Origin of the sequence: Sphingomonas carotinifaciens (assembly GCF_009789535.1) — a bacterium.
GTDB classification, from domain to species: Bacteria; Pseudomonadota; Alphaproteobacteria; order Sphingomonadales; family Sphingomonadaceae; genus Sphingomonas; species Sphingomonas carotinifaciens.
In genome coordinates, this window is the sequence record NZ_WSUT01000001.1 from 189753 (window position 1) to 212867 (window position 23115).

At 64.1% G+C, this 23115-nt stretch carries 19 protein-coding genes and 1 pseudogene; 10 read left to right on the forward strand and 10 right to left on the reverse strand.

Features of this window, described 5'->3' with window-relative positions:
- Window positions 1-8: 8 nt before the first annotated feature.
- A pseudogene (locus tag GQR91_RS00790) lies at window positions 9-480 on the forward strand (IS5 family transposase); the annotation flags it as partial.
- Window positions 481-1052: 572 nt separating this feature from the next.
- Here the strand turns inward: GQR91_RS00790 and GQR91_RS00795 are convergent.
- Complete coding sequence (locus GQR91_RS00795; RefSeq protein ID WP_149682604.1) at window positions 1053-1601, reverse strand: GNAT family N-acetyltransferase; 549 nt, start codon at window positions 1599-1601, stop codon at window positions 1053-1055.
- Window positions 1598-1906: a type II toxin-antitoxin system TacA family antitoxin gene (locus GQR91_RS00800; protein WP_149682603.1), complete on the reverse strand. Its 309-nt coding sequence runs from the start codon at window positions 1904-1906 to the stop codon at window positions 1598-1600. The genes GQR91_RS00795 and GQR91_RS00800 overlap by 4 nt, the downstream gene beginning before the upstream one ends.
- 921 nt (window positions 1907-2827) lie before the next feature.
- On the opposite strand from GQR91_RS00800, the gene GQR91_RS00805 reads away from it, so the two are divergent.
- The 3 genes from GQR91_RS00805 to GQR91_RS00810 all read left to right on the forward strand — a co-directional run bounded on the left by GQR91_RS00805 (window position 2828) and on the right by GQR91_RS00810 (window position 5729).
- Complete coding sequence (locus GQR91_RS00805) at window positions 2828-3094, forward strand: hypothetical protein (RefSeq protein ID WP_149682602.1); 267 nt, start codon at window positions 2828-2830, stop codon at window positions 3092-3094.
- A 184-nt stretch (window positions 3095-3278) separates the two neighbouring features.
- Window positions 3279-3452, forward strand: coding sequence for a hypothetical protein (locus GQR91_RS19060; RefSeq protein ID WP_162853768.1), 174 nt, complete (start codon window positions 3279-3281; stop codon window positions 3450-3452).
- Between the two features lie 504 nt (window positions 3453-3956).
- On the forward strand, window positions 3957-5729 hold the full coding sequence (locus tag GQR91_RS00810; protein ID WP_149682601.1) for a sensor domain-containing phosphodiesterase: 1773 nt from the start codon (window positions 3957-3959) through the stop codon (window positions 5727-5729).
- 22 nt (window positions 5730-5751) lie between these two features.
- On the opposite strand, the gene GQR91_RS00815 is transcribed toward GQR91_RS00810, so the two are convergent.
- Window positions 5752-6177, reverse strand: coding sequence for a hemerythrin domain-containing protein (locus tag GQR91_RS00815; RefSeq protein WP_149682600.1), 426 nt, complete (start codon window positions 6175-6177; stop codon window positions 5752-5754).
- Window positions 6178-6409: 232 nt separating this feature from the next.
- Here GQR91_RS00815 and GQR91_RS00820 point away from each other — a divergent pair, with 232 nt between their 5' ends.
- Window positions 6410-6736, forward strand: a complete 327-nt coding sequence (locus GQR91_RS00820; RefSeq protein ID WP_160146787.1) for an I78 family peptidase inhibitor — start codon at window positions 6410-6412, stop codon at window positions 6734-6736.
- Window positions 6737-6792: 56 nt separating this feature from the next.
- On the opposite strand, the gene GQR91_RS00825 is transcribed toward GQR91_RS00820, so the two are convergent.
- Window positions 6793-7659 (reverse strand): aldo/keto reductase family oxidoreductase, encoded by an 867-nt coding sequence (locus tag GQR91_RS00825; RefSeq protein WP_149682598.1) that lies wholly within the window; start codon window positions 7657-7659, stop codon window positions 6793-6795.
- An 85-nt stretch (window positions 7660-7744) separates the two neighbouring features.
- Here GQR91_RS00825 and GQR91_RS00830 point away from each other — a divergent pair, with 85 nt between their 5' ends.
- Window positions 7745-8707, forward strand: a complete 963-nt coding sequence (locus GQR91_RS00830) for a LysR family transcriptional regulator (RefSeq protein ID WP_149682597.1) — start codon at window positions 7745-7747, stop codon at window positions 8705-8707.
- A gap of 136 nt (window positions 8708-8843) precedes the next feature.
- Here the strand turns inward: GQR91_RS00830 and GQR91_RS00835 are convergent, their stop codons facing one another.
- The 4 genes from GQR91_RS00835 to GQR91_RS00850 all read right to left on the reverse strand — a co-directional run bounded on the left by GQR91_RS00835 (window position 8844) and on the right by GQR91_RS00850 (window position 12953).
- Window positions 8844-9230 carry a GntR family transcriptional regulator gene (locus GQR91_RS00835; protein WP_149682596.1) on the reverse strand — a complete coding sequence of 129 codons (387 nt, stop codon included), beginning with the start codon at window positions 9228-9230 and terminating at the stop codon, window positions 8844-8846.
- A 209-nt stretch (window positions 9231-9439) separates the two neighbouring features.
- A complete protein-coding gene (locus GQR91_RS19865; protein WP_149682595.1) occupies window positions 9440-9826 on the reverse strand; it encodes a DUF983 domain-containing protein in 387 nt (128 codons plus the stop codon).
- 52 nt (window positions 9827-9878) lie between these two features.
- The gene (locus GQR91_RS00845; protein ID WP_235904058.1) at window positions 9879-11708 is read right to left on the reverse strand and encodes an NPCBM/NEW2 domain-containing protein; all 1830 of its coding nucleotides are present in this window, start codon (window positions 11706-11708) and stop codon (window positions 9879-9881) included.
- 66 nt (window positions 11709-11774) lie between these two features.
- Window positions 11775-12953, reverse strand: a complete 1179-nt coding sequence (locus GQR91_RS00850) for a glycoside hydrolase family 43 protein (RefSeq protein ID WP_235904057.1) — start codon at window positions 12951-12953, stop codon at window positions 11775-11777.
- Window positions 12954-13488: 535 nt separating this feature from the next.
- Here GQR91_RS00850 and GQR91_RS00855 point away from each other — a divergent pair.
- The 4 genes from GQR91_RS00855 (at window position 13489) to pelA (ending at window position 21177) form a co-directional block, all read left to right on the forward strand.
- The gene (locus GQR91_RS00855; protein WP_149682593.1) at window positions 13489-17004 is read left to right on the forward strand and encodes a TonB-dependent receptor; all 3516 of its coding nucleotides are present in this window, start codon (window positions 13489-13491) and stop codon (window positions 17002-17004) included.
- Between the two features lie 116 nt (window positions 17005-17120).
- The gene (locus tag GQR91_RS00860; protein WP_311732269.1) at window positions 17121-18332 is read left to right on the forward strand and encodes a family 43 glycosylhydrolase; all 1212 of its coding nucleotides are present in this window, start codon (window positions 17121-17123) and stop codon (window positions 18330-18332) included.
- Window positions 18329-19909 (forward strand): family 43 glycosylhydrolase, encoded by a 1581-nt coding sequence (locus GQR91_RS00865; protein ID WP_149682592.1) that lies wholly within the window; start codon window positions 18329-18331, stop codon window positions 19907-19909. Before GQR91_RS00860 ends, GQR91_RS00865 begins: the two co-directional genes overlap by 4 nt.
- The gene (gene pelA, locus GQR91_RS00870; protein WP_235904054.1) at window positions 19906-21177 is read left to right on the forward strand and encodes a pectate lyase; all 1272 of its coding nucleotides are present in this window, start codon (window positions 19906-19908) and stop codon (window positions 21175-21177) included. Before GQR91_RS00865 ends, pelA begins: the two co-directional genes overlap by 4 nt.
- Before the next feature lie 9 nt (window positions 21178-21186).
- Here the strand turns inward: pelA and GQR91_RS00875 are convergent, their stop codons facing one another.
- The gene (locus GQR91_RS00875; RefSeq protein ID WP_149682591.1) at window positions 21187-22095 is read right to left on the reverse strand and encodes a rhamnogalacturonan acetylesterase; all 909 of its coding nucleotides are present in this window, start codon (window positions 22093-22095) and stop codon (window positions 21187-21189) included.
- A complete protein-coding gene (locus GQR91_RS00880; protein ID WP_149682650.1) occupies window positions 22068-23009 on the reverse strand; it encodes a pectinesterase family protein in 942 nt (313 codons plus the stop codon). Before GQR91_RS00880 ends, GQR91_RS00875 begins: the two co-directional genes overlap by 28 nt.
- Window positions 23010-23115: the final 106 nt, after the last annotated feature.

Genomic DNA, 23115 nt, shown 5'->3' on the forward strand with positions numbered 1-23115 from the left:
GGGGACCGTCAATCTCGAAAGCCCACGCCGATGCGGCGGGCGCAAAAGGGGGGCTGAAGCTGCCGCGATCGGCCGGTCCCGCGGTGGCCTGACGACAAGCTACATGCGGCAGTCGATGCCATCGGTCTGCCGATCCGCATCCATCCGACGCCTAGACAATGGGGTGATCGTCCGCAAGCCGAGGCACTGCTGACAGGCTTGAAGGGCGTCGGCCACGTCATCGCCGATGCTGCCTATGACGCCGATCCGCTGCGTGCCTTCATCGCCGATGACCTCGGCGCCACCGCCCACATCAAGGTCAATCCCAGGCGAACGGCAAAACCTCCCATCGACTGGCGCCTCTATAAGGAGCGCCATCAGGTCGAGTGCTTCTTCAACAGGCTCAAGCGCTTCCGGCGTATCGCCTTGCGCTGCGAGAAAACCATCACCGCCTTCATGGGCTTCGTCCATCTCGCCTGCGCCATGATCTGGTTACGCTAAATGCAGACGCAGCCTAGCGGGACCGCAGTGGTTGGCGATTGGCTCGATCGTGTGTTCCTCGATCAAGACAGCTGGGAAGCGTGGCATTTTTTTGCGAACAACCGCACCCCGGCCATCGAGCAACCACACGGACGAGAGCGTCACCGCCGCCGCGTCCGCCGTCACGGGCGACAATGCCCGTCTGACGCGTACCGCACGCGGAGCGGGCGGGCCTGCCCAATGCGGGTCGGGCATGGGCGTCAGCACTGGATCGGGACGCAGGTCGATTGGTGAGCGGCTCGGGCGACGGCGCTCGCTATCCGCCCCCGCCGTCCCAGGCGGCGCGACAGGCCGCCGCCGGCACCGCCCCTTGCGCGATCAGTTCGGCCTCGCTCTGCTGAACCAACATATTCTCCTACACGCGAAGTGCCACGGCGCCGATGCCGGCAGCGTCGCCACGAATACAAAGATGGCAAGCAGGATTGTATGGAATAACATCGGCGTCCCTAATTCGGCCGCTCCGGCTTAATGCCGTTGCTCGATATGACTGGCGGCGCGACCAGGCGTTGAACCTATGGCTCACCCGGCCTACGTCACTGCCGCGTGAGCGCTCGAACCGTTGCCATTGGCAGGAAAAGGCGCAGGCGATTGGATGCCAATGGCTCAAACCCATAGGCAAGGTAAAGCGCCAGGCGTTTCGCTACCCTTTCGGGGTCGCCGCAGTCGAGCACGTCCAGCATGACAACGGCAATACCAAGGACATCGGCTGCTACGGCCAGCCGCTTGAGGCAATCGACCAACAAATCGCCGCCATAACCTTGTCCCTGAAAACGGCGGTCGACGCCGATCATCGAGATATAGGCCCCCGGGATGCTGCCGTGGGCGGGGCGGGTGCGCGCAAACCGTGCCGGTAATTCGGTATAGTCGATCGCATGGGCGTTGGTGGCGTAGAAGCCGATCAGTTCGCCCTCGGAGCCAACCATCACGAACGTTCGGACATTGCCGGCTTTGGTGAGCTTGTTGGCGGTGCGACGAAAGAAGTTGTCGACCTGATCGACGCCACAGCAAAAAGCCGCTCGATCGTGCTTGGCAGGATCGAACGGCTCGATAACGATGGGTTGCACGTTCTGGGTCGCGGTCACCGGCTGATGATCGTCTCACGATGACGGGCAAACGCCGCGCGCAGCCGATCGCTGGGTTCCGGCGGCGTATCGAGCGCCGCGAAAAAGCCGGCATGGTCGACCGGCTGCAAGCTGGTGCGCTCATGTGCCGCGATCGTCGCCATGGCCGAGCGATAGGCCGCGTTCATGGTGAAGACGGAATCGTCTACGCCTGAAAGCGCTGCGGCCTGCTGGATGGCCTGCTTGATGCGCGGCTTGGTACGAAAGTTCATCCGCTCGCTGCTGCGCTCGTCAATGGCACCGACCTGATCCTGAAAGCCAAGCATGGCACACCTCGTCTCATCCTCCGCACCTATGTACGCCTGAACGGCGTACATTGCAACAAAGGCGGCATAGTGTTGCCGTCAAGCATGGAGCGATTGGAGTTGAGGCCGGGACCATGGTGCTGTCCGTAGGCGACCCGGCCTCAAGAGACATCCATCGCACGCCTGGGCGCGCGATCGACTGATGCGTCCTAAGCGGAAGATATTGTCAAACTATGGCATTCGCCAGCCAAAATGAGGCAGACCCGCCTTGGCGAGGAGCGCGCGACCGCCCCGACACGGGACATTGCCACCACGGCATGGAGAGCGAAGCACGCTCGTTTCCCGGCATGCAGGAGGGTCGTCGTCGGAATGACGGGCGTCGCGGCCAATGGATGACATTCCGGTGGACTTAGCGGGTGACTCGATCGACCGCCTGCGCCTCATCCATGATGCGGATGATCGTGGCCGATGCCATAAATGCCATCGCCTCGGCTCAGTCGTCATCCCGATAGGTCAACCGTGGGGTACCTCGCCAGCGTCGATATAGCGCACCGCCCAACCCGCCGCGTGCTCTATACTCATCCCGCCAGGCGCGCAGTTGCCGCTGACGTACGGCGTCCAGCACCACGACCCCCACGCAAGCCAGCACCCCGATACCGGCCAAGACCGCGATAAGCATCATCATCGTCATCAGGATTTTCCAGCAAGCCTCGAAGCCGACAGTTTGGAAGCGCATTTCCGCTGTGACAGGGGTCGACCTCGCCAGCATCGGCGTCGATATTATGCCGCCCTACCATCAGGTTAACCATAGCAATCGGCAGTCTCTATCAGGTGCGACCACCGTCGTCAGTAAATATTGGCCGCGGACTGCGGAGGCGCGCTCCCGGTAAGTCCCGAAATGTCGTGTTCCCGGCTCTTGCGAGCGCCCATCGACGGCATATTTTGACGCGCATGGCCAAGTTTGACGATAGCTTCGATCCCGAGCTCGGGGCAGCCTGCAACCGGTTGGCCGCGTTTGTCGAACCCTTGCCGGAAGGTGTCCTGATCGACGCGTCATCGCAGCTGACCGAGCGCGATCTCGCCCTGATCCTGCGCCGGCTGTACGACACACGGCATGCCGAACAGGCAGACAGCCATCCCGACGAGGTCGCGACAGTGCGTGTCGGTCGTGCCTCGATCCCGATCACCGCAAGCCGGACGACACGTTAGTCCGGCACCTATCATCAAGTGAGCACTCGCCGACCCTGGGGAGCGTGGCCCGATGTCCGTCGTTGCATGCTACCCTAGGATTCGGCCACCTTCATCCCCATCTATGGATCATCGCTGTCACCCGCTCGTAAGCGGCAGCGGCTGAGAGACCGTCGTGCTCCCGCTTACAGGCAGGGATGCATCTATGGATCTCAACTACCTCCTTCACCGGCATCAGGTCTCGCTGATGCGCTCGAATGCGGCGGGTTCGCCCGAAGCCCAGCACGCGCACAACGGACTGGTCCGGGGATATGCCTATCAGATCAGTGAACTGACCAAGCATGCCCGCGACGGCCTTCGGCCACTGGTGGCTCTGTGATGGACACAGTCATCGAGACCAAGCCGCAGAGCCGTACCCGTCGGTTTCGTGCCAATGATGCAAAGCGAATGGAGCCGAACGCGATGCGCAGACAGGCTGCCTTGGCCCAGAGTGCGTGGCACCATCTTCGGGAAAGCGGGGCAGCCGTCACCTTCATAAACACCCATAACGTCGCGTTGGGCGCCCGTCCCATCGATATCGCCGTCGCGAGTGACGAGGGATTGCTTCGGGTTCTAACGGAATTGAAGACGGTCGCGACCGTACAGCCGTAGCGGGGCATCGGCCTGTTTGATGATCCGGTTTCGCGGTAGGATCCGCTTTATCGGCAGCACCGACATCCGGACACGCCGCTTCTCTGGCTGCGCTGGCCCATCGCTCGATCGCGGCGTGTGGGTCGCCTTGCGTATCGTGGATACGCGGCAGGCTTCATTGCGAACCTGACCCGGGATTCATACCGGCGCGAGGCGGCTAAAGCATTAATGAATTGGGCCTATCCCATGGGCGATGATTCACCATGCGCACGATTACAGGGAAGAAGCCCGGCTCGACGCCTTGTACCAGCTCAAGCTCCTGGATACGTCGCCCAGTGAAAGCTTCGACCGCATCACCAGAATGGCCAGCCAGATTTTCGGGCTTCCGGTCGCTGCGGTTTCGCTGACCGATTGGGACCGGCAATGGTTCAAGTCGCGCGTCGGTGTCGATCACTGCAGTATCCCACGCGACAAGGCCCCCTGCGCACAGGTCGCGGAATCGACTGAGCCACTCGTCATCGAAGATATGGCCGCGAACCCCTGCTATGCCGATAGCGTGCTTGGCCGTGCGGGGACGCGCTTCTATGCCGGCGCACCGCTGATCACGAGCGACGGTTATGGTCTGGGCGCCCTGTGCGTGCTGGGCAGCGAACCGCGGCAGATCAGCTCGACGGAGTTGTCGGCGCTCGTCGATCTGGCGGCCATGGTGATGGTGCAGATCGAACTGCAACATGCCTTTGGGCGCGTCGATCCGGTAAGCGGCCTGGCGACCCGCAACCAGTTCCGCGATGACCTCATCGATATGGCGCGCGAGCATCCGGGCGAGGAGCGGCTGGCCGTGGTCGTCGATCTGGCGCGCGACGACCAGATCAGTCGTATCGCGCGCGTCATGGGCGGTGCGCGCGTCGACGAGATGATCCGCGAAGCAACGCGGTCGCTGCGCGCAGCGCTCGGGTCGGGACGGGCGGCCTATCATGTCGGCTCTGCCCAATTCGCCTTCCTCTCGCCTGCCGGCGTCGAGCAGGTCGCCTATATGGAGGAGCTGCGATCGGCCTTTGCCGCGATCCGCTCCTCATCCTCGGTCCGCTTCGTCACCAACGTCGCAATCGGCGTCAGACCCTTTATCCTGGGCAGGATGTCCGCGGATGACGTGCTGCGCGGGGCGGTCAGCGCCGCCCAGGACGCCAGAAGCGTTGATGGATCGGTCGCGACCTATTCCTCAGCGAATGACACCGCGCATCGCCGCCAATATGGCCTGTTGCGCGATTTCGGCAGGGCGCTGGAGGCCGGCGATCAGTTGCGATTGGCCTTTCAACCGCGCATCGATCTTGCCACCGGTCGTTGTGTCGGCGCCGAAGCCTTGCTGCGCTGGCGGCATCCGCGCCTTGGCGAAGTATCGCCGGCCGAATTCATTCCGATCATCGAGCAGACGTCGCTGGCGCGGGCGACGACCCAGTGGGTGCTCGACACGGCGATGGACCAGCTGGCGAAGTGGCGGATGGGAGGGGCGCTCACCGTCTCGGTGAACATTTCTGCGACCAACCTTGCCGAAACCGATCTGATCGACCGCATTCGGTCCGGACTGCTGCGTCGGGGGCTACAGACCGGGCAGCTGGAGATCGAACTGACCGAGAGTGCGATCATGGCGCAGCCCGAACAGGCCCTCGCCATGCTGCACGACATGGCGGACGCCGGCATCTGCCTGGCGATCGACGATTTCGGCACGGGCCATAGCAGCCTGGCCTATCTCCAGCGCCTGCCGGCCCGCGTCGTCAAGATCGATCAGCTCTTCATCCGTAACCTGACCCAGGCGCAAGGATCGGATTTCGTGCTGGTCGAGACGATGATCGGCCTGGCCCACAAGCTCGGCTACCGCGTCGTCGCCGAGGGCATCGAGACGCAAGCAGCCGCGGACATGCTGGTCCAACTCGGTTGCGAAGAGGCGCAAGGTTTCTGGTTCGGGCGCCCCATGGAGGCTGCAGCCTTTGTCGCGTGGCTGGGGGCGCGCAGACCGGAAGCTGCCTGATCGACGCTCGTGCGGCCCGCGGCTATCGCCCGGCTGGCCGCATATCGATCAGTCCCTCGCGCATGGCCATGCCATAGAGCAGCCCGGTTTCCTTCATCACGCGCACGCGCAATCTGGCGAGCATGCCGATGGTCGAGGTCCGGAATGCCTCCCAATCTTCCCGGGCCTGGCCATCCTTCCAGGCGCCCAGATACGCCTGCCAGTCATGCTTGATCTGTTCGAACTCCGTGATGAGGTCCTGCGCGTTGGCGGGATCGACCGAGGCTGCTATTCTGGGATAGATGAAGCTGTCTTCCTTGTGCAGGTGCAGCGCAACCACGCTTTCCAGCTTGCTCAGCAGCTGGTCGGCCAGCTGCTCATTCGAGCGATCACCCTTGGCGACCGTTTCCAGTTGGCGGGCTAGCTCATCGATCTGATCATGATCGTCGATGAGCTCCTGATAATTCATGTAGCCGCCTTATGCCGTTGAATGCGCATCAAAACGCTCTCAAATCGGTTTTATATCCAAGCATTTACGATGCGGTTTTGCGGCAGGAACGCCATCCGGTATCGGCCGGTCCGGGTAAATGGCGCCTTGGGTACCAAGCCCCCAGTCCGTCGACGGCAATGGCCGTCGATCATGATGCCACCGGCAAGGCCAAGCCTGCCTGCCTCCGTCTGGCATGCAGAAGGGTCCCGCCATGAAAGCCGGGGCATTTCTTGCGGATGGAGATATGATGATCACGGCGAACACGATCGGGAAGCTGACTGCCCTGCTGGGCCTGGCTGGACTTGGCGCCTGCGCGTCGACCGGCAGCAGCGCGCCGCAACCCACCGTCTGTCGGCCGGCGAGTGCCACAACACTTGTCGGCAAGGATGCACCCGATGATGCCACCATTCTGCAAAGCACGGGTAGCTCGGTCGTCAGGCGCATCGCTCCGGGTGATCCAACCACGAAGGATTACCGCCAGGAGCGCGTCACGGTGACAATCGCAGAGGGCCGGGTCGTGGCAGCGTCCTGTGGATGAGGGGGCGGCGTGACGACGCCGACCATGCTTTTCGCGGCGCTCGCCACCCGTTCCGGTTAACCGCCGATCGCGTCGAGTTGCGCCACCGCGTCTTCGGGTAGCGTAAGTGATGCCGCGGCGAGGTTTTCATGGAGATGCGCGACCGACGACGTACCCGGGATCAGCAGGATATTGGGCGAGCGCTGGAGCAGCCAGGCGAGCGCCACCTGCATCGGCGTCGCCTCAAGCCGTGCCGCCACGCCGGAGAGCGTCGCCGACTGGAGCGGGCTGAACCCGCCGAGCGGGAAGAAGGGCACATAGGCGACACCTTCCGCCGCCAGCGCGTCGATGAAGGCGTCGTCGTCGCGGTGGGCAAGGTTGTACTGGTTCTGGACGCAGACGATCTCGGCGATGCCCCGGGCTTCCTCGACTTGCGTCGGCGTGACGTTGCTGAGGCCGATGTGCCGCACCAGCCCCTGGCGCTGGAGGTCCGCCACCGCCTTCAGCGGCGTGGCGAGCGATCCTTCCGCTGGCCCGTGGACATCGAACATCAGGCGCAGGTTGACGACGTCGAGTGCCTCCAGCCCGAGGTTCTTCAGATTGTCATCGACGGCGCGCGCCAGTTCGTCCGCTTCGAACGCCGGTAGCCATGACGCATCGTCGCCGCGACGTGCGCCGATCTTGGTCACGATCAGCAGGTCTTGGGGGTAGGGTGCCAGCGCCTCGCGGATCAGCCGGTTGGTGACGTGCGGGCCGTAAAAGTCGCTGGTGTCGATGTGGTTGACGCCCGCCTTTACGGCTGCGCGCAAGACGGCCAGCGCAGCATCGTGGTCGCGCGGCGGTCCGAACACGCCGGGACCCGCAAGCTGCATCGCGCCGTAGCCGAGCCGCTTCGCGTCGCGCCCGGCGAAGGAGTAGGTGCCTGCCTGATCGATCATCGTCATTCTCCTGTGCTGTTCCGGAGATACGGCTTGCGGATCATCGCGATAAGCCGGAGTGATCCGAACGGGTTGTACGGAAAACCGAACGATGAAAGCGGACCTTGGCGATCTGAACGCGTTCCTGGCGGTCGCGCAGGCGCGCGGATTTCGTGATGCGGCGCGTGCCTGTGGAGCCAGTGCCTCGACGCTGAGCGACGCGGTGCGGCGGCTGGAGACGCGGCTGGGTGTCCGGCTGCTCCATCGCACCACGCGCAGTGTCGTGCCGACCGAGGCGGGTATGCGGCTGATCGAACGGCTGGCGCCGGCGCTGGGTGAGGTCGAGGCGGCGCTCGACGTCGTCAACCTGTTCCGCGACCGGCCGGCGGGCACGCTCAGGCTCAATGTGCCGGTCAGCGCGGCCAAGCTGGTGCTGCCGTCGATCCTGCCCGGCTTCCTCGCCGCTTATCCCGACATTCAGGTTGAGATCGTTGCCGAGGATGGTTTTGTCGACATGGTGGCGTCGGGCTGTGACGCCGGTATCCGTTACGACGAGCGGCTGGAGCAGGACATGATCGCCGTACCGATCGGCCCACGCATCCAGCGCTTCGCGACTGCGGCAGCACCCGGTTATCTCGACGTGCGGGGGCGCCCGAGCCACCCACGCGAACTGCTGGACCATGCCTGCCTTCGCGGGCGGTTCACCAGTGGCGCGCTCACCAGTCCATGGGAGTTCGAGCACAACGGCGAAGTCGTGCGGGTCGAGCCGCAAGGGCCATTGATCGCCAGCGTCTCAGGTGCCATCGATCTCCTCGTTGATGTCGCGGTCGCGGGCGGCGGGATCATCTATCTGTTCGAGGACTGGCTCGCGCCAGCGCTGAAGGGCGGTGCGCTCGAACCGGTGCTGCCGGACTGGTGGCAGTCCTTCTCCGGCCCGTTTCTATATTATTCCGGCCGCCGCCTGGTGCCGCCACCGCTGCGTGCCTTTCTGGAATTTATCCGCACGCGAAATCCATGCATCGATCCTGCGCAGCGTGGAAACACTTCGCAGCCGAGTTCGACGAAAGGGCAGTAAGCGAAGTGTAGGCGTCACGTGGATTTCCCTTGGTTCAACATCAACCTGAAGGAATGGCTGAGGTCCATTAGTGGCGATCAGCTTGCCAATGTCGGGTTTGGGGTCGGTCAGGCGCAACGTCAGTGTAACGGTGCACTCATCTTCGGTAGCACGTCGCGGGATGGGCGCGCGACGCGGTAATCAGCACCAGACGCGTGCGGTAGCCCCGCCATCCGCAACAGATCTCGGCATAGCCGATGAACACCCGTTCGCGCGCGGCGAACGGGACGGCGGCGGGGTCGGCCGCCGCCTTGCAGCGCACGGAACGGCCGCGTCGCCAATTGCCTTCGATAAGCTCGAGGCGCTGGACCTTCCCATAGGCGCGGGTCACGGTGGTCAGATCGACCCCCAGCGTCTTGGCCGGTGCAGGCTGCGGCGGCAGGCGCGTTCCTTCGGCCAGTTGCCCGCCCTGGATATCGCTGGCCAGCGCCTCCGCGATGGCGAGATATTGGGGCTGATGACCTGATCGAGTGTGGGGGTCCAGCTTTGCATGGCATTTTCATGCTACAGTCTGCATACAATCCGTGCGCGCTCTGGCGTTGTCGTCGACCGCGATGTTGCGCGAACAACTCCTTACCCGTCAGCGCCAATCGCGCCATCGCCCCCTTGTCGTGGTAGGCGAGCGAGGCTTCCGGCGTCTCGTCATTCCAGAATGGCTGTCTGCATAACATCGCAGCGCTCGTTCGAGCAGCGTCAACCGGCCTCCGCTCCGCTCCAACGTGGCAAGCGCGAGGCGTACCTCCCCAAAATTGTCCGCCCCGCCAGCTTTGCACAGAGGCGCATCCTGCACACGACCGCCTCGCGGCCGTGCAATTTGGCCCGGAGACCTCCGGTCCCTGCCTCCTGTGCACGGTTCATGTATTGCGAGACGACGAGCCAGCCCTTGATCGGACGCAACGGCACCAGGCAACCGGCGAGCATGAGGGGGAGGGAGGTCAGCAGATGAACCCACCATGGGGCCTCAAACGCTCCTTGGATCCAGACGACGATAAATGCGACGATACGGAGCGAGAAGAACGCTGGTCCATCATTCGGTGCCGATACCGTGATGACCGACGTCATCATGACACATGACAGCATATGACGACCGCGAATCCATCAGGTCATACGCAGTAAGATCGCCAGGCTCGTATCAACGTCGAAATGCCGCATCACCCCAAGTTACCGGCAGCGCTTCATTGTCCGTGCCCTCAGAACGGGCGACGAGTTCGAGAAGCTTCACGCCCGACGTGTTCACCGCCAAGTCTTGCGCCGCATCTCCTCGACGCAGCGCTGCGCTCCTGGCTAACGGGCGCCCATCGCCGTAGATGACGAAGGTGACAGGGCGCTTCGCGTCGGTTGCGGAGTTATCGACCCCCACGGAAACGGTCAGCCGCCGGTAGTGCTGGTTCTTTACCTCCAGGCGGGAATTGGAGAGAATACCGATACCGTTGACAAAGTGCCGCCCGGCGACCTGCAACCCGCGGCCATAGGGTGTGCGGTCCGCCTGGGCCCCGTCCCAACCGGCATAGATGGGCGGATCTATCGTAGGATCGGGTTTGGGTCGAACAACGCCATCGACAGCCGGGTTCACGACGCCGGGCAGTTCCGACAGATACATGCCGTCCGTCAGGCTACGGGCACCTTTGGCGCGGAAGACGAGGGTCTGATGCGGCGCAAGGCGGAAGCTCCGCTCGCCCGTAAAGTCGACCGCGGTCCCCTTCCATAAATCGACCAATCGCACGGGCGCATCGTTCCGGAACTTCAACTGCGCGGCGTTCAGCGTGGCATCCTGTGGCGTGGATCCGCGATTGAGAATTGCTACCGCCTTGTCACCATTAGCCAGCGTCTTCACCAGCGTCTGGATGTCGCCCTGACGATCGGCGACGACCGCCTGATGACCGCCCTTATCCTGATTGATCGCGATCAGGCGGTCATTGCCGAAAACGTCCATCAGCAAAGGCGGCGTCTTGCGAAGATCCGTACCGATCAGAAGCGGTGCGTTGAGCATCGCCCAAAGCGCGAAATGCGACTGTGCTTCGACCAGATGATTTTCGTCGAAATCACCCTTGCCGATGAACAGCATGTCGGGATCGTTCCAGGAGCCGGGATGCGCATACAGCGCGCGCGTGGCGGCCGTATCGAAGTTGGTGAGCAGCGCATCCCAGCGCGGAGCGATATCATCGCTCGTCCGCGAGATATTGCCGACATCCTTGCCCCAGGATCGTACATTGGCCGAGCCCCAGATGCACAGCGACAGCAGATAGTCACCGTCGGACGCATGCCGGGCCAGTGCCACCTTTACCTGCTCGAACAGGTCGCGCACGGCAGGAATGTCGGACTTGTTGACATCGCGAAGGTCGAGAATGGGGTCGAGCTCTCGGTAGCGACCGGATTTCACCAGGGCACTGTCTGGGCCATAGGCGCGCAGGCCGCAGCCATCGATCTTGATGTAATCGAAGCCCCATTCGCCGAAATACAGTCCGATGTCACGGTCGATATGGCCGTACAGCCCGACCTCCCGCACATTGCCGCGGGGAAGGTTCGGTTCATCCGGCATATAGGCCTGGGCGCACGTGTTGCGGCCCAGATCACTGTAAAGCCCGGCCTTTAATCCCATCGCGTGCAATCGGTCCGTGAACGGGCGGAACGATGTGCTGCCATCGTCGGTACGGGCGGAGGGAAACTTCTCGGTGCGGACGAGCATCCGGCCATCTTCCCGGCGCTTTTCCCACCAGCCCTCGTCCAGGTTGATGTAGCGATAGCCCTTGGCGGCAAGCCCGCTGCTGACGATCTTCTGAGCCGAGGCAAGGACTTTCTCCTCGTCCATGTCGGTGAAGAACGCGTTCCACGAATTCCATCCCATTGGCGGCGTCGCGGCCTGCCCATCGGTGTTCGCGGTCCATCTGCCTGTCGGGGCCAGCGGATCGGCGGGTTGCGCCTGGGCGATGCCGGGGGCCAGTATTAGAGCAAGTCCGATCATTCCCGACCGGATTTTATGTTTCCGCATAGTTCCCCCCCACCTTTTCCTTGCAGCTACACGGCCGTGCTATTGGAAGAGATGCTCCAGCCGCTCCGCCTCACGTTCCGTGATGGCAACGACGGCGCCGTGTTTGGGTCGTGTGAAGTTCGTCGCCTTCATCGGTGAACCTGCATCGTTGAAGCGGCCCAGCGGCTTGAACGTGACGAAGTCCTTCGTTTCGGCGAAACCCATGTTGTTCGGCTTGATCCCGAAGACGTCGTACATCAACACATAGGTGTCGGTATTATAGCGCCGCCAAAGCGTCGGTGCTTCCGAGGCATGTTGCTCCTGATCGACCTTGCCGGGTTCATAGCTCCAGCCGGTGTTGATCCGGCTGGATACCGCATGGCGGATGTTTCCGGGGGCGGTATGCGCAACATAGAACATGTGATATCGGCTGCCGACCTTGGTGATGTCGGCGTCGATGACATTGACCTTGGGATCCGGATAGGAAAACAGCTTGCGCGGCACCGCGGTCAGCGTCGTGAAGTCGGGATCGGCGTAGGAATAGACCAGGTAGTTGGGGCCGTTGCCATCGCGAATGGTGTAATACACCATCAGCTTGCGTTGCTGCGGGTCGTAGATCGTCTCTGGTGCCCAGCTGTTGCCGATTTTGCGATATTCGGGGAACAGATCGGCGGTCGTCACCCGTGCCAGCGTCCAATGCAACAGGTCATGCGACTTCATGAAGATCATGTTGCGATTGTTGCCCCAGCCATATTCCTCTTCGGGGCGCTCCCAATCGGTCGCACGCAATCCTTCGCGCTTGGCAAAGATGTGCAGGTCGGTCATCGACAGGTAGAAGGCACCATCGGGGCCGCGCATGATGTGCGGGTCGCGGATACCCTTCTGCTCCGCGATCTTGCTGCCAGACAGAACGGCCTTGCCGCCATTCACGTCGGTGAAGCGATATCCATCGCGCGAAGTGGCGAAGTGCAGCGAATGATCCTCGTCCGTGAAATAGCTCATCAGATAGGCGCTACGCTTGCCGGGATCGGCTGGCGGCTTCGTCAGACCGGCTTTATCGACGAGGGCCAGTTGGCGCGTGTCGTGCGCGGCCAGTGGATCTGATGCCTGCAGCAAGGTCGTGGCGAGCGCGACAGCAACGACGGCAGTAGGATGGATGAAGAGTCTCACAGCGCCCCCCTTTTGCTCGACGTTAGATGTATAGTCTGACAAGTCAATCGGCCGATGCAATCGTTTCACCCGTCGTTCCACAGTTGCTGATCAACAACCGCGTGCTACGCGGTCGCACAATATCGCCCCCGAAATGCCGTAACGGTCCCGAACTCTCGCGCCGCCAGAAGAAGCCCGGCGGCTGAGCCATGCGGCGACAAGCCAGCCTGTTGATAATGGAACGTCCGCTCGAATGAGCGTTGACAGACCTGCCCGAACATGGCTTCATTGACACCGGTTACCAAGCTGGCCCGCGGAAAAAGGGCATCGGGTAAGCGGTTATGATCAAGGGAGAGGATGTCTTGCTACTGCGTGCACGTCCATATGCTCGACGACGGTCCATGACCATGTCTCGCATGCGACTGCGTCTGTGCTGATCAAATGAAAAGCCGACAATCTGATTTCAGCTAAAGATCATAATCGTAGCGCCTGATTGCATGACTAAGCGCGCACCAAAGCCACACCATAGGCTGACACCGGTTACCAATAAAGCAAATACATGAATGTGGAAGCGCCGCATCATGAGACCATGGGGAGGAGCGAAGGGATGAAGGGTTCGCACAAGATGACACGCATCGCGTTCGGTGCGTCCATGCTGGCGCTGGTGGTCGCCGGCCAGGCGATGGCACAGGATGCGTCTGCGCCGGCCCGCGATCCGGCCGCCCCGGGGTCACCCGCGCAGAGCAACGCGCCGGGGCAGACGCCTCAGGTAAGTGGCGGACAGGCTGACTCGATCGCCGGCCTGCCCGGTGTCGATCCCGTCGCAACCGCCCAGGCCGCAGCCGAAGATCCGGAGGCGAACGCCGCGGACATCGTTGTCACCGGCTACCGCGCATCGCTGCGCGAGTCGATTACCGAGAAGCGTACCGCGACGGTGCAGGTCGATGCGATCAACGCCGAGGATATTGCCGATTTTCCCGACAACAATCTGGCTGAATCACTCCAGCGCCTGCCCGGCGTATCGATCGACCGCGACAACGGGGAGGGCCGCTCGATCACGGTGCGCGGGCTTGGCGGCGACTTCAACCGCACGCGCCTGAACGGGCTGGAGGCGCTTGCGACCGCTGGGTCGAACGACGCCGGCACCAGCCCCAACCGCAGTCGCTCCTTCGACTATAGCACGTTCGCGTCGGAGTTGTTCAGTTCGTTGAAGGTGCAGAAGACGCCGTCGGCGGAGACGGACGAGGGATCGCTGGGGGCGACGATCGACCTGCAGACGGGCCGTCCCTTCGACTATCGCAAGGGGGCGTTCGCGCTGTCGACGGAGGGCAGTTACCAGGAGAATAGCGGCAAATGGTCGCCGCGCCTTGCCGGGCTGATTTCAAAGAACTTCTTCGACGGCAAGATGGGCCTGCTGGTCTCGGCGGCCTATAGCAAGGCGGAGAACGAACTCGACCAGTATCGCCGCGGCGCCGGACAATCCGACTTCGTCTATCGCGGCTCGACCTGGGCGGGCAACGAGAACCCGCAGCGTGCAGGCTTTGCTGCACCGACCGGCACCAGTTTCGGCAGCGCGATCACCAATCCGGATGCGATCGCCCAACTGACCGGATCGAACCCGGAGGCTTATGCCAAGCTGTATCCGGGCAGTCCCTTCAACACGCCGGGCCGGTTCGATAACTCGACGGTGCGCTTCCCCGCCTTGCCGGCGATCGAGCAGCAGAACGTCAAGAACGAACGGCTGGGCCTGACTGCCGCCTATCAATGGCAGGTAGGGGACCGCACGCGGCTCAGCATCGACGGTGCCTATTCCCGCTTCAAGAACCAGAGCACCTATTATCAGGTCTCCGCGGTCGGCCTGAACCGTAACAACACCAACGCGACGTACAACACCGCAGGCAATACCCTGACGCCGTCGGCCGCGCGTGCGCTCTATCCCGGCCTGTGCGTGCCCAATGCCGGGTCGGATCTGGTCGCGGCGCAAGACTGCGGCTCGCAGAATTACGGCAGCACGCCGGCCTTTTCGACCGCCCTGAACCAGCAGGGGCAGCTTGTGGGATCGGTCCTGGCGCCCTCCGCCGTCACGCCCGGTGCGGTTGCTGCGGGAGACCCGACGACCTCCAACATCTTCAGCACCAATCCGTTCAACCTCGATCCCTATGACTATTACAACAATCCCAATTCCGTCGGCTACATCCCGTCCAGCAACCGTCTGGCGTTCCGCGGGTCCCTGATCGGACGACCGTCGGTCAAGATCCAGGACGTCAACGTCAACAACGGAAACGTCGATTATCTCGTCGCCACCAATGTCGATCTGCGGTCCGCGGCCGACCGGTCCGAATATGTCACCAAGTTCAAGCAAGGATCGATGCAGCTTGAACATGACTTCAGCGACAATCTGCGCGCCGTATTCATCGGTGGCATGTCCGAATCCACCAACGTCACGCAAGGGTTGCTGGTGGAGTTCAATCGCATGGATTCCCCCGGCCGCTTCCTCTATGACGAGCGTGGCGGCGGGGGCATGCCGGTCATCGATTTTGGCTTCGACGTTGCCGATCCCTCCAACTGGCAGACGGTGAAGGGCTTCTCGGCGATCCGCAACTATGAGCGTTTCGTCAAGAACACCTACAAGCAGGGAAAAGTCGACTTCGACTGGCGCGCCAACGAGAATTTCAACATCGGGTTCGGCGGCAACTACCGCGAATATGAGTTCCAGACGGAATTGTTCGAACGCAACAACGACCTGATCAATCCCACCTTGCTGGAGGCGGGGACCAATGCCGCCGCCGTCGGACAGGTCATCCAATTCGGGCAAGGGTTGAAGGTGCCGGAGGGCACGGCATCCAGCTTCTACGCACCCAGCATCGAGGCGTTCAACAACCTGTACGATTTCACCTGCAACTGCGTGAACAAATGGGGCGACTGGCGCCTGACCAACAAGCGCAATGGCGGGCGTGAGAATTTCAACGTGCTGGAGAAGGATACCGGCTTTTATGTACAGTTCGACTGGACCAGCGAGCTGTTCGGCCGGCCCTTCCGCGGCAATGCCGGCACGCGCATCGCGATCACCGACGTCACCTCGAACGGCACCACGCCGGGCGGGCGGGCGATCCGCGGTACCAACCGCTACACCGATTACCTGCCCTCGCTGAACATCGTCTACGAACCGCTGGACGATGTGCTCGTCCGCTTCGGCGCCTCGCGGGTCATGGCGCGCCCGCTGCTGGGCAACCTGTCGCCGTCGATCACCGGCATTTCCGTACCCAATACCGGTGACATCACGGGCGCGACGCTGACGATCGGCAACCCCAAGCTCCAGCCGTTCCGCTCGACCAATCTCGATGCCAGCCTGGAATGGTATTTCGCACCGGGCGGCCTGATCTCGGTCGCCGGGTTCAGCAAGGACATCTCCAGCTTCCCGCAGACGATCTCGTTTGCGGCGCCGCTGTCGCAACTGGTCGATGCCGCGACCGCCGCGGCGATCCGGGCGCAGTTCACCAACCAGTTCCAGATCGACTATATCAACAACGATTACGTGTTCAATGCACGCCAATATCGTGACGCGCCGGGTGGGTACCTGCGCGGTATCGAACTGAGCTATCAGCAGGAGCTGAAGTTCCTGCCCTGGATCCTGCGCAACCTGGGCGTTCAGTTGAACTATACGTACATCAAGTCGCAGCTCAGCTACATCCTCGACCCCGGCACCGCGACCATTCCGCAGACCACGGGCAGCGCACCGTTCCTGGGCGTGTCGCCGCAGGCGGTGAACGGGACGCTATCCTACGAAACCAGCCGGTTCCGCGCACGCGTGTCCGTCGCGTATCGCAAGGGTTATTCGACGACCTATCCGATTGCAGCGGGATCGTGCGGGCCGGGCCTGACCAACAATCCGGCCAATCCGTCCGTCGCGGGCACGCCGTGCGATGCGCCGTTGGTCAACGATTTCATCTTCAGCCGCGACACGACCAATGTCGACGCATCGATGAGCTATCGTTTCACCGACTGGTTCTCGGTCACCGCCGAGGGGCTCAACCTGACCAACCAGTTGAGCGAGCGCTATGCCTATCAGGCACAGAACGCCGTCACCCAATATGCGAGCTCGGGTCCGATCTACCGCATCGGCGCGCGAGTCCGTTTCTGATGACCTCTCCCATCCCCTCCCGGGAGAGCCTGCCCCCTGCCTGCCTTACGCGGGCAGGGGGATTTTCGCGGTTAGATCGGCGTACGCTGATCGGCGGGGGATTGGCGATATGGGCGGTGCCCGCACTGGCACAGCATGTGCTCTATCGTCCTGCGCCGCTGCCGGGCCAGCCGGTCGATCCGGGTGGCGACGATAGCGGCCGCGTCGTGCCCGCGCCGGCGCGCGGCTATTGGCCATTCTCGGGCATCAGTGGTCCGGGCCGACCTGCTACGGACGCCAGTATCGGGCAGGGCTGGGTCTCAGGGCTGCCCGACGTGCGCTACCGGGGCGAGACGGCACGATCCTATCCGGTGGCGCCGTGGGCTGACGCGGCAAGCGGTCTTGCCGTGCGACAGGGCGTTATGCCCGCGCTGCGGCCCATCCATCATGTCCACATCCGCGACACGATCGTCCGCCCCGGCCCGGACGGCTGGTATTATATGACGGGCTCGACGGGCGACAACATCTGGGCGATGAACGACGGAGTAGAATTGTGGCGGTCGCGCGACCTGGCGGATTGGGAGTATCGCGGCCTCGTCTGGTCGATCGAGCGCGACGGCCGGTGGGAGCGTCATTGGCGGATGCGCAAGGGCGTGCCGTTCCGGGCACTATGGGCGCCGGAGATCCACTATATTCGCGGCCAGTGGCTGATCTGCCATTCGATGAGCCGCGCCGGGCTCGCCATCCTGCGCTCCACCAGCGGGCGCGCAGAGGGGCCCTATGTTCATGCCTTTTCGCCCGACGCACCGATCCGGGGCGGGATCGATGCCACGCTGTTCGAGGATGACGATGGCTCGGTCTGGCTGACCGCGGGATCGGCGGACGAGATCGTGCGGCTGAAGGACGACCTGTCGGGTCTGGACGGCGCGTGGCAACCGATGACGGGGGAGGGCTGGGACCTGGATCCGCGCCATCACCGTGCGGAATGTGCGAAAAAGGGATTGCGCCATTTCGGCTATGAGGGCGCCACGCTGTTCAAGCGGGAAGGGCGCTATCATCTTGGCGTCGTCGACCGCTATGACGATCGCTATTCCTTTGCGATGTGGACCGCCGACCGCATCACCGGTCCCTACCGGGATCGCCACGAACTGCCGGATTGCGGCGGGGGCAACGTTTTTCGCGATCATCAGGGCCGCTGGTGGGTGACATGCTTCGGCAATGCGCACGCGTCGCCCTTTCGGGAGATGCCGGGCCTCGCCCGCATCGCCTTCGACGCGGACGGCCGGATCCGCTTCACCCGCGAACAGCCGTTCGCCACCCGCCCCTTCGATGCAGGAGTGACCGCGTGACCCTCAACCGACGCGAAGCCTTGACCACCGCCGCGCTCGGCACTTCGCTGATCGCTGTGCCGGGCGTGAAGGCACAGCGTACCCCCGCGCCGCCGCCCGCCCGCGGCTATGACAACCAGCGCATACCCGATCTGGGCGACGGCCGTTTCCTCAATCCGTTGATGGCCGGAGACCATCCCGATCCGACCATCCTGAAGGACGGGCGGGATTATTACATGACCTTCTCGACCTTCGACTCCTATCCGGGTCTGGTCATCTGGCATTCGCGCGATCTGGTGAACTGGCGGCCGCTGACCGCTGCGCTCACCCGCAACATCGGCTCGGTATGGGCACCCGAGCTGTGCAAGCACAAGGGCCGCTACTACCTCTACATCCCCACCAAGAACCCGACCACGAGCTGGGTGATCTGGGCCGATCGGATCGAGGGACCGTGGAGCGACCCGATCGACCTGAAGCTGCCCAACCATATCGATCCCGGCCATGCGGTGGGTGAGGACGGCACGCGCTGGCTGTTCCTGTCGGGTGGCGATCGTATCCGGCTGGCGCCCGACGGCCTGTCGACGGTCGGCGCGCCCGAGCATGTCTACGATCCCTGGCGCTATCCGGACAGCTGGGACGTCGAGGGATTCAGCCCCGAGGGACCCAAAGTCCTCCGGCACGGCGAGTATTACTACCTGATCACCGCGGTAGGCGGGACGGCCGGGCCGCCCACCGGCCATATGGTGATCGCGGCACGGTCGCGATCGATCGACGGGCCATGGGAACATCATCCGGGCAATCCGCTGGTCCGCACGACCTCGCTGGACGAGAAATGGTGGTCGCGCGGCCATGCCTCGCTGGTGGAGGCCCCGGACGGCAGCTGGTGGTCCGTCTATCATGGCTATGAGAACGGCTTCTGGACGCTCGGGCGGCAGACGTTGCTCGACCCCATCGAATGGACCGCGGACGGCTGGTTCCGGATGAAGGGTGGCGACCTGTCGCAGCCGATGAAGAAGCCGGGCGGCGGGCAGGCGGTGCGCCATGGCCAGGCACTGTCCGATGACTTCGCCACGCTGGCCTATGGCACCAAATGGAACTTCTTCCGTCCCGGACCCGACGAGCGGCGCCGCGCACGCGTTGAGAACGGGACGCTGCTGCTGGACGCGCGGGGCAAGGCGCCGTCTGACTCCGCGCCGCTGCTGCTGATCGCGGGCGATCCCGGCTACCGCTTCGAATGTGATATTGAGGTCGCGCCGGGCGGCACCGCGGGGCTGATCCTGTTCTATGACGACAAGCTCTATTGCGGGCTGGGCTTCGACGAGAAGCGGTTCGTGACGCATCAATATGGCATCGAGCGGGGGCGGCCGGCCAATCCCCATGGGCGCCGCATGCGCCTGCGCGTCGTCAACGACCGGCACATCGTGTCCTTCCATACCAGCGGCGATGATGGGGCGACATGGACGCGGTTCGATCGCGGCATGGAGGTGTCCGGATATCACCACAATGTGCGCGGGGGATTTCTGATGCTACGACCGGGCATCTATTCGGCGGGGCAGGGCACCGCACGGTTCCGCGACTTCCGGTTTGCCGCGCTGTGAGGGCGCTCCTCCTCCCGCTCGTGGTGCTCGCCCAGCCGGCATTCGCGCAGGATCTGGTGCGCTTCACCCCCGCGCAGCCCCTGACCGAGGCACGGATCGCCGCGCTGCCCCCGGCGCAACAGGCGCCGTGGCGGGCCTATCTCGCGCGCTCGCAGCGGCTGATGACGGCGGACAAGGCGGCGCTTGCCGCCGAGCGCGCCGGGGCGCCGGCGCCCGAGGCGGTGCCGCATGGCCGGTCGGGTGGCGGGGGCATGCCGCTCGACAAGCCTGCCGCCTGGTATGGCGGTGCCGAGGCCCGGCTGGTCGCGGACAACATCGTCAGCTTCCAGACGCCGGCCGGCGGCTGGGGCAAGAATCAGGACCGCGATGGTCCGCCGCGCCGGCGCGGGCAGGCCTATACCGCGACCGATGTGCCCGGTGCCGCGCGCGATATCGCCGGACCCGCAAACTGGGCATTCGTCGGCACGATCGACAACAATGCGACCATCTCGGAACTGCGTTTCCTGGCGCGCGTGATCGCTGCGGCACCGGGGCAGGGAACGTCGTATCGCGCCGCCTTCGTCCGCGGTGTCGAGTATCTGTTGGCGGCGCAATATCCCAATGGCGGCTGGCCACAGGTCTTTCCGCTGATGGGCGGCTATCACGATGCGGTGACCTTCAACGATGATGCGGTCGCGCAGGTGATCGAACTGCTGCGCGACATCGGCGCGCGGACGGGCGATTTCGCGTTCGTGGACGCCGCCCTCGCCGATCGCGCACGGGCGGCTGCGGTCCGCGGGTACGACGCCGTGCTTGCTGCGCAGGTGCGGGTGGGTGGACGCCTCACGATCTGGGGTCAACAGCATGACGTGCTGACGCTGGCCCCCACCGCGGCGCGCAATTTCGAGCCCGCGGCGCTCTCCAGCGAGGAAAGCGCCGGACTGTTGGCGTTGCTGATGCGCGTGCCAGATCCTTCGCCGCGCATGGTGGCGGCGGTGCATGCCGGCGCCACGTGGCTGCGCGAGCATGCGGTCTCCGGCGTCGTCTGGGTGCGCGAGGGGCCGCAGGGCCCCCATCTGGAGCAGCGGGCGGGTGCCGGGCCGCTCTGGCCCCGCTTCTACGACATTGCCACCGCCACGCCGATATTCGGCGATCGCGACCGGCTGGTGCGCACCGACGTCAACACGGTCAGCCTGGAGCGGCGCAAGGGCTATAAATGGTGGGGTACCGGCCCGGCCGCGGTGCTGGCGCGCTATGACCGCTGGGCCAAAGCGCACCCGCTGCCATAATAGGCCGCGTCAGGGGATCAGGTCGCGCGCCAGCTCCGGCACGGCGCGCGACAGCCCCTCCGCCACCTGCCGCGCGAACAGCGCCGCACCCGCCGGCCCCAGATGCGTATAGTCGAAGACGACCGTTGGGCGCGCCTGCGGGCCTTCGCGGACTTCGGTGGTGGGGGCGGCAGAAACCTTGGCTGCGGCGATCGTGGTGCCGGTCAACGCCGCCTTTGCCACGTCGGGCGGGGGCGGCAGCTCCGCCAGATCGGCTGCGGCGCGCGCCCCCATCGCCTGCACTGCCGCGACCGAGCTGGCATGCAGGTCGACGAGCGGCGTATTCGTCTCCCGCGCGATGCGGCGCACCGCCTCGGCCCACGGCATCAGGTCGTCCTGCAGCGACCCGTCCTTGAACTGGCGCCGGGTCAGCGGTGTCACCAGAACCGGTACCGCGCCTGCCGCGCGCGTCTCCGCGACGTAGCGACGCAAGTTCGCAGGGTATTCAGTCGTCAGATCGGTGCTGCGCCCCGGCTTGCCCGGCTGGTCGTTATGACCGAACTGGATCAGGACGTAGACGCGTTCATAGCCCGGCACCGCCATCTCCGCCCGGGCGATCGCCCAGGACCCTTCCGCCCGGTAGTCGAACGTGCCGCGCCCGCCACGCGCCAGATTGACGCACGACACGAACGATACCAGACGCGTCGCGCAGAATGCGCCGCCCCAGCCGCTGTTCGTCTGCGTGGTCGAATCCCCGACCAGGATCACCTTGCGCACCGTGATCGGGCGGATCGCGGCACGTGCTGCCGCATCCGTCACCGCCGCAGGGCCCGCAGTGGCGGGCGCCGGGATCACGGTCGGCCGCTGCTGCGCGGTGGCGGGCAGCGCGCCGATCAGCGCGGTTCCGGCGATCAGGAGCGCGCGGATCGAGGCAGCCATGCAGTATCTCCCTTGAAAAAGGCGGAAAGGGTCCAGCGTGCCGCCTGGTCCGCGGTCAGCTGGTGTGAAAAGGGCGTGCGCGTAGCCGGGCTCGCGCCCCGTCCGGTGGAGCGGTATTCGGCATAGGTTGCGGTGCGCAGGGTATCGGTCTTGCCCGGCGACCATTCGGTCCAGCCTTCCGGCAGGACGGGCGCGTCCATGCGGGTGTTGAGGTAGATGACGGTCGCATAGGGCCGCCAGGCGCGCCCCAGGGAGATCATCTGCGCGCCCGGATCGGCGGTGAGCCGGCACCGATCGAAGACATAGCCGCTGTCCTCCTCACGCGTCAGCTTGCTCTGCGCGGTGTACATCACGCTGTCATGCGCCAGCGCGTGAATGCGACAGCGATGGAAATAGGCCTTGGCATCGCCAAAGATGAAATCCACGTCGCCCTCGATATGGCAGTTCGAAAAATACTGCCGCGCCATGCGCTTGTTCGGTCCTTTGCCCGCAAACAACGTGTCCTGCGCGCCGAGCAGCCGTATGCCGTCGCCCACTACCCGATCCCCCGTCACGGCCAGCGCCACGGCCTGACTACGCGCCTGCGCCCGATCCCGCTGCCAATCATTCGCGACGGTAAGCCGCAGCAGCCGCAGATCGTCCCCCGTGGCCGTAAGCGTTGCCGAGCGGACCGTGCCGCCCGCGCTCTTCGCGCTGTCGCCATAGACCAGTACCACCGCTGCAGCGTTTCGCCCGGTGCCACGCAGCGTTACCCGCGGCTTGGCGACCGTCAGCTTTTCACGGTAGGTGCCGGGCGCGATCCGGACTTCTCCGCCGGTCGCAGGCAGTGCATCGATCGCCGCCTGCACGCTCGTATAGGTCGCACCGGGGCCGACGCTTAGCGAGACGGGTCCGGGCGCCGCACCCAGAAGCATGATGAACAACGGTGACGCAAGCGCCAGTCGCGAGCATCCAGCATGGCGTTGCCGGCTGTATGGCATCATCTCTCCCACCCTATGACACCGGTGTCTTGTCGAACTC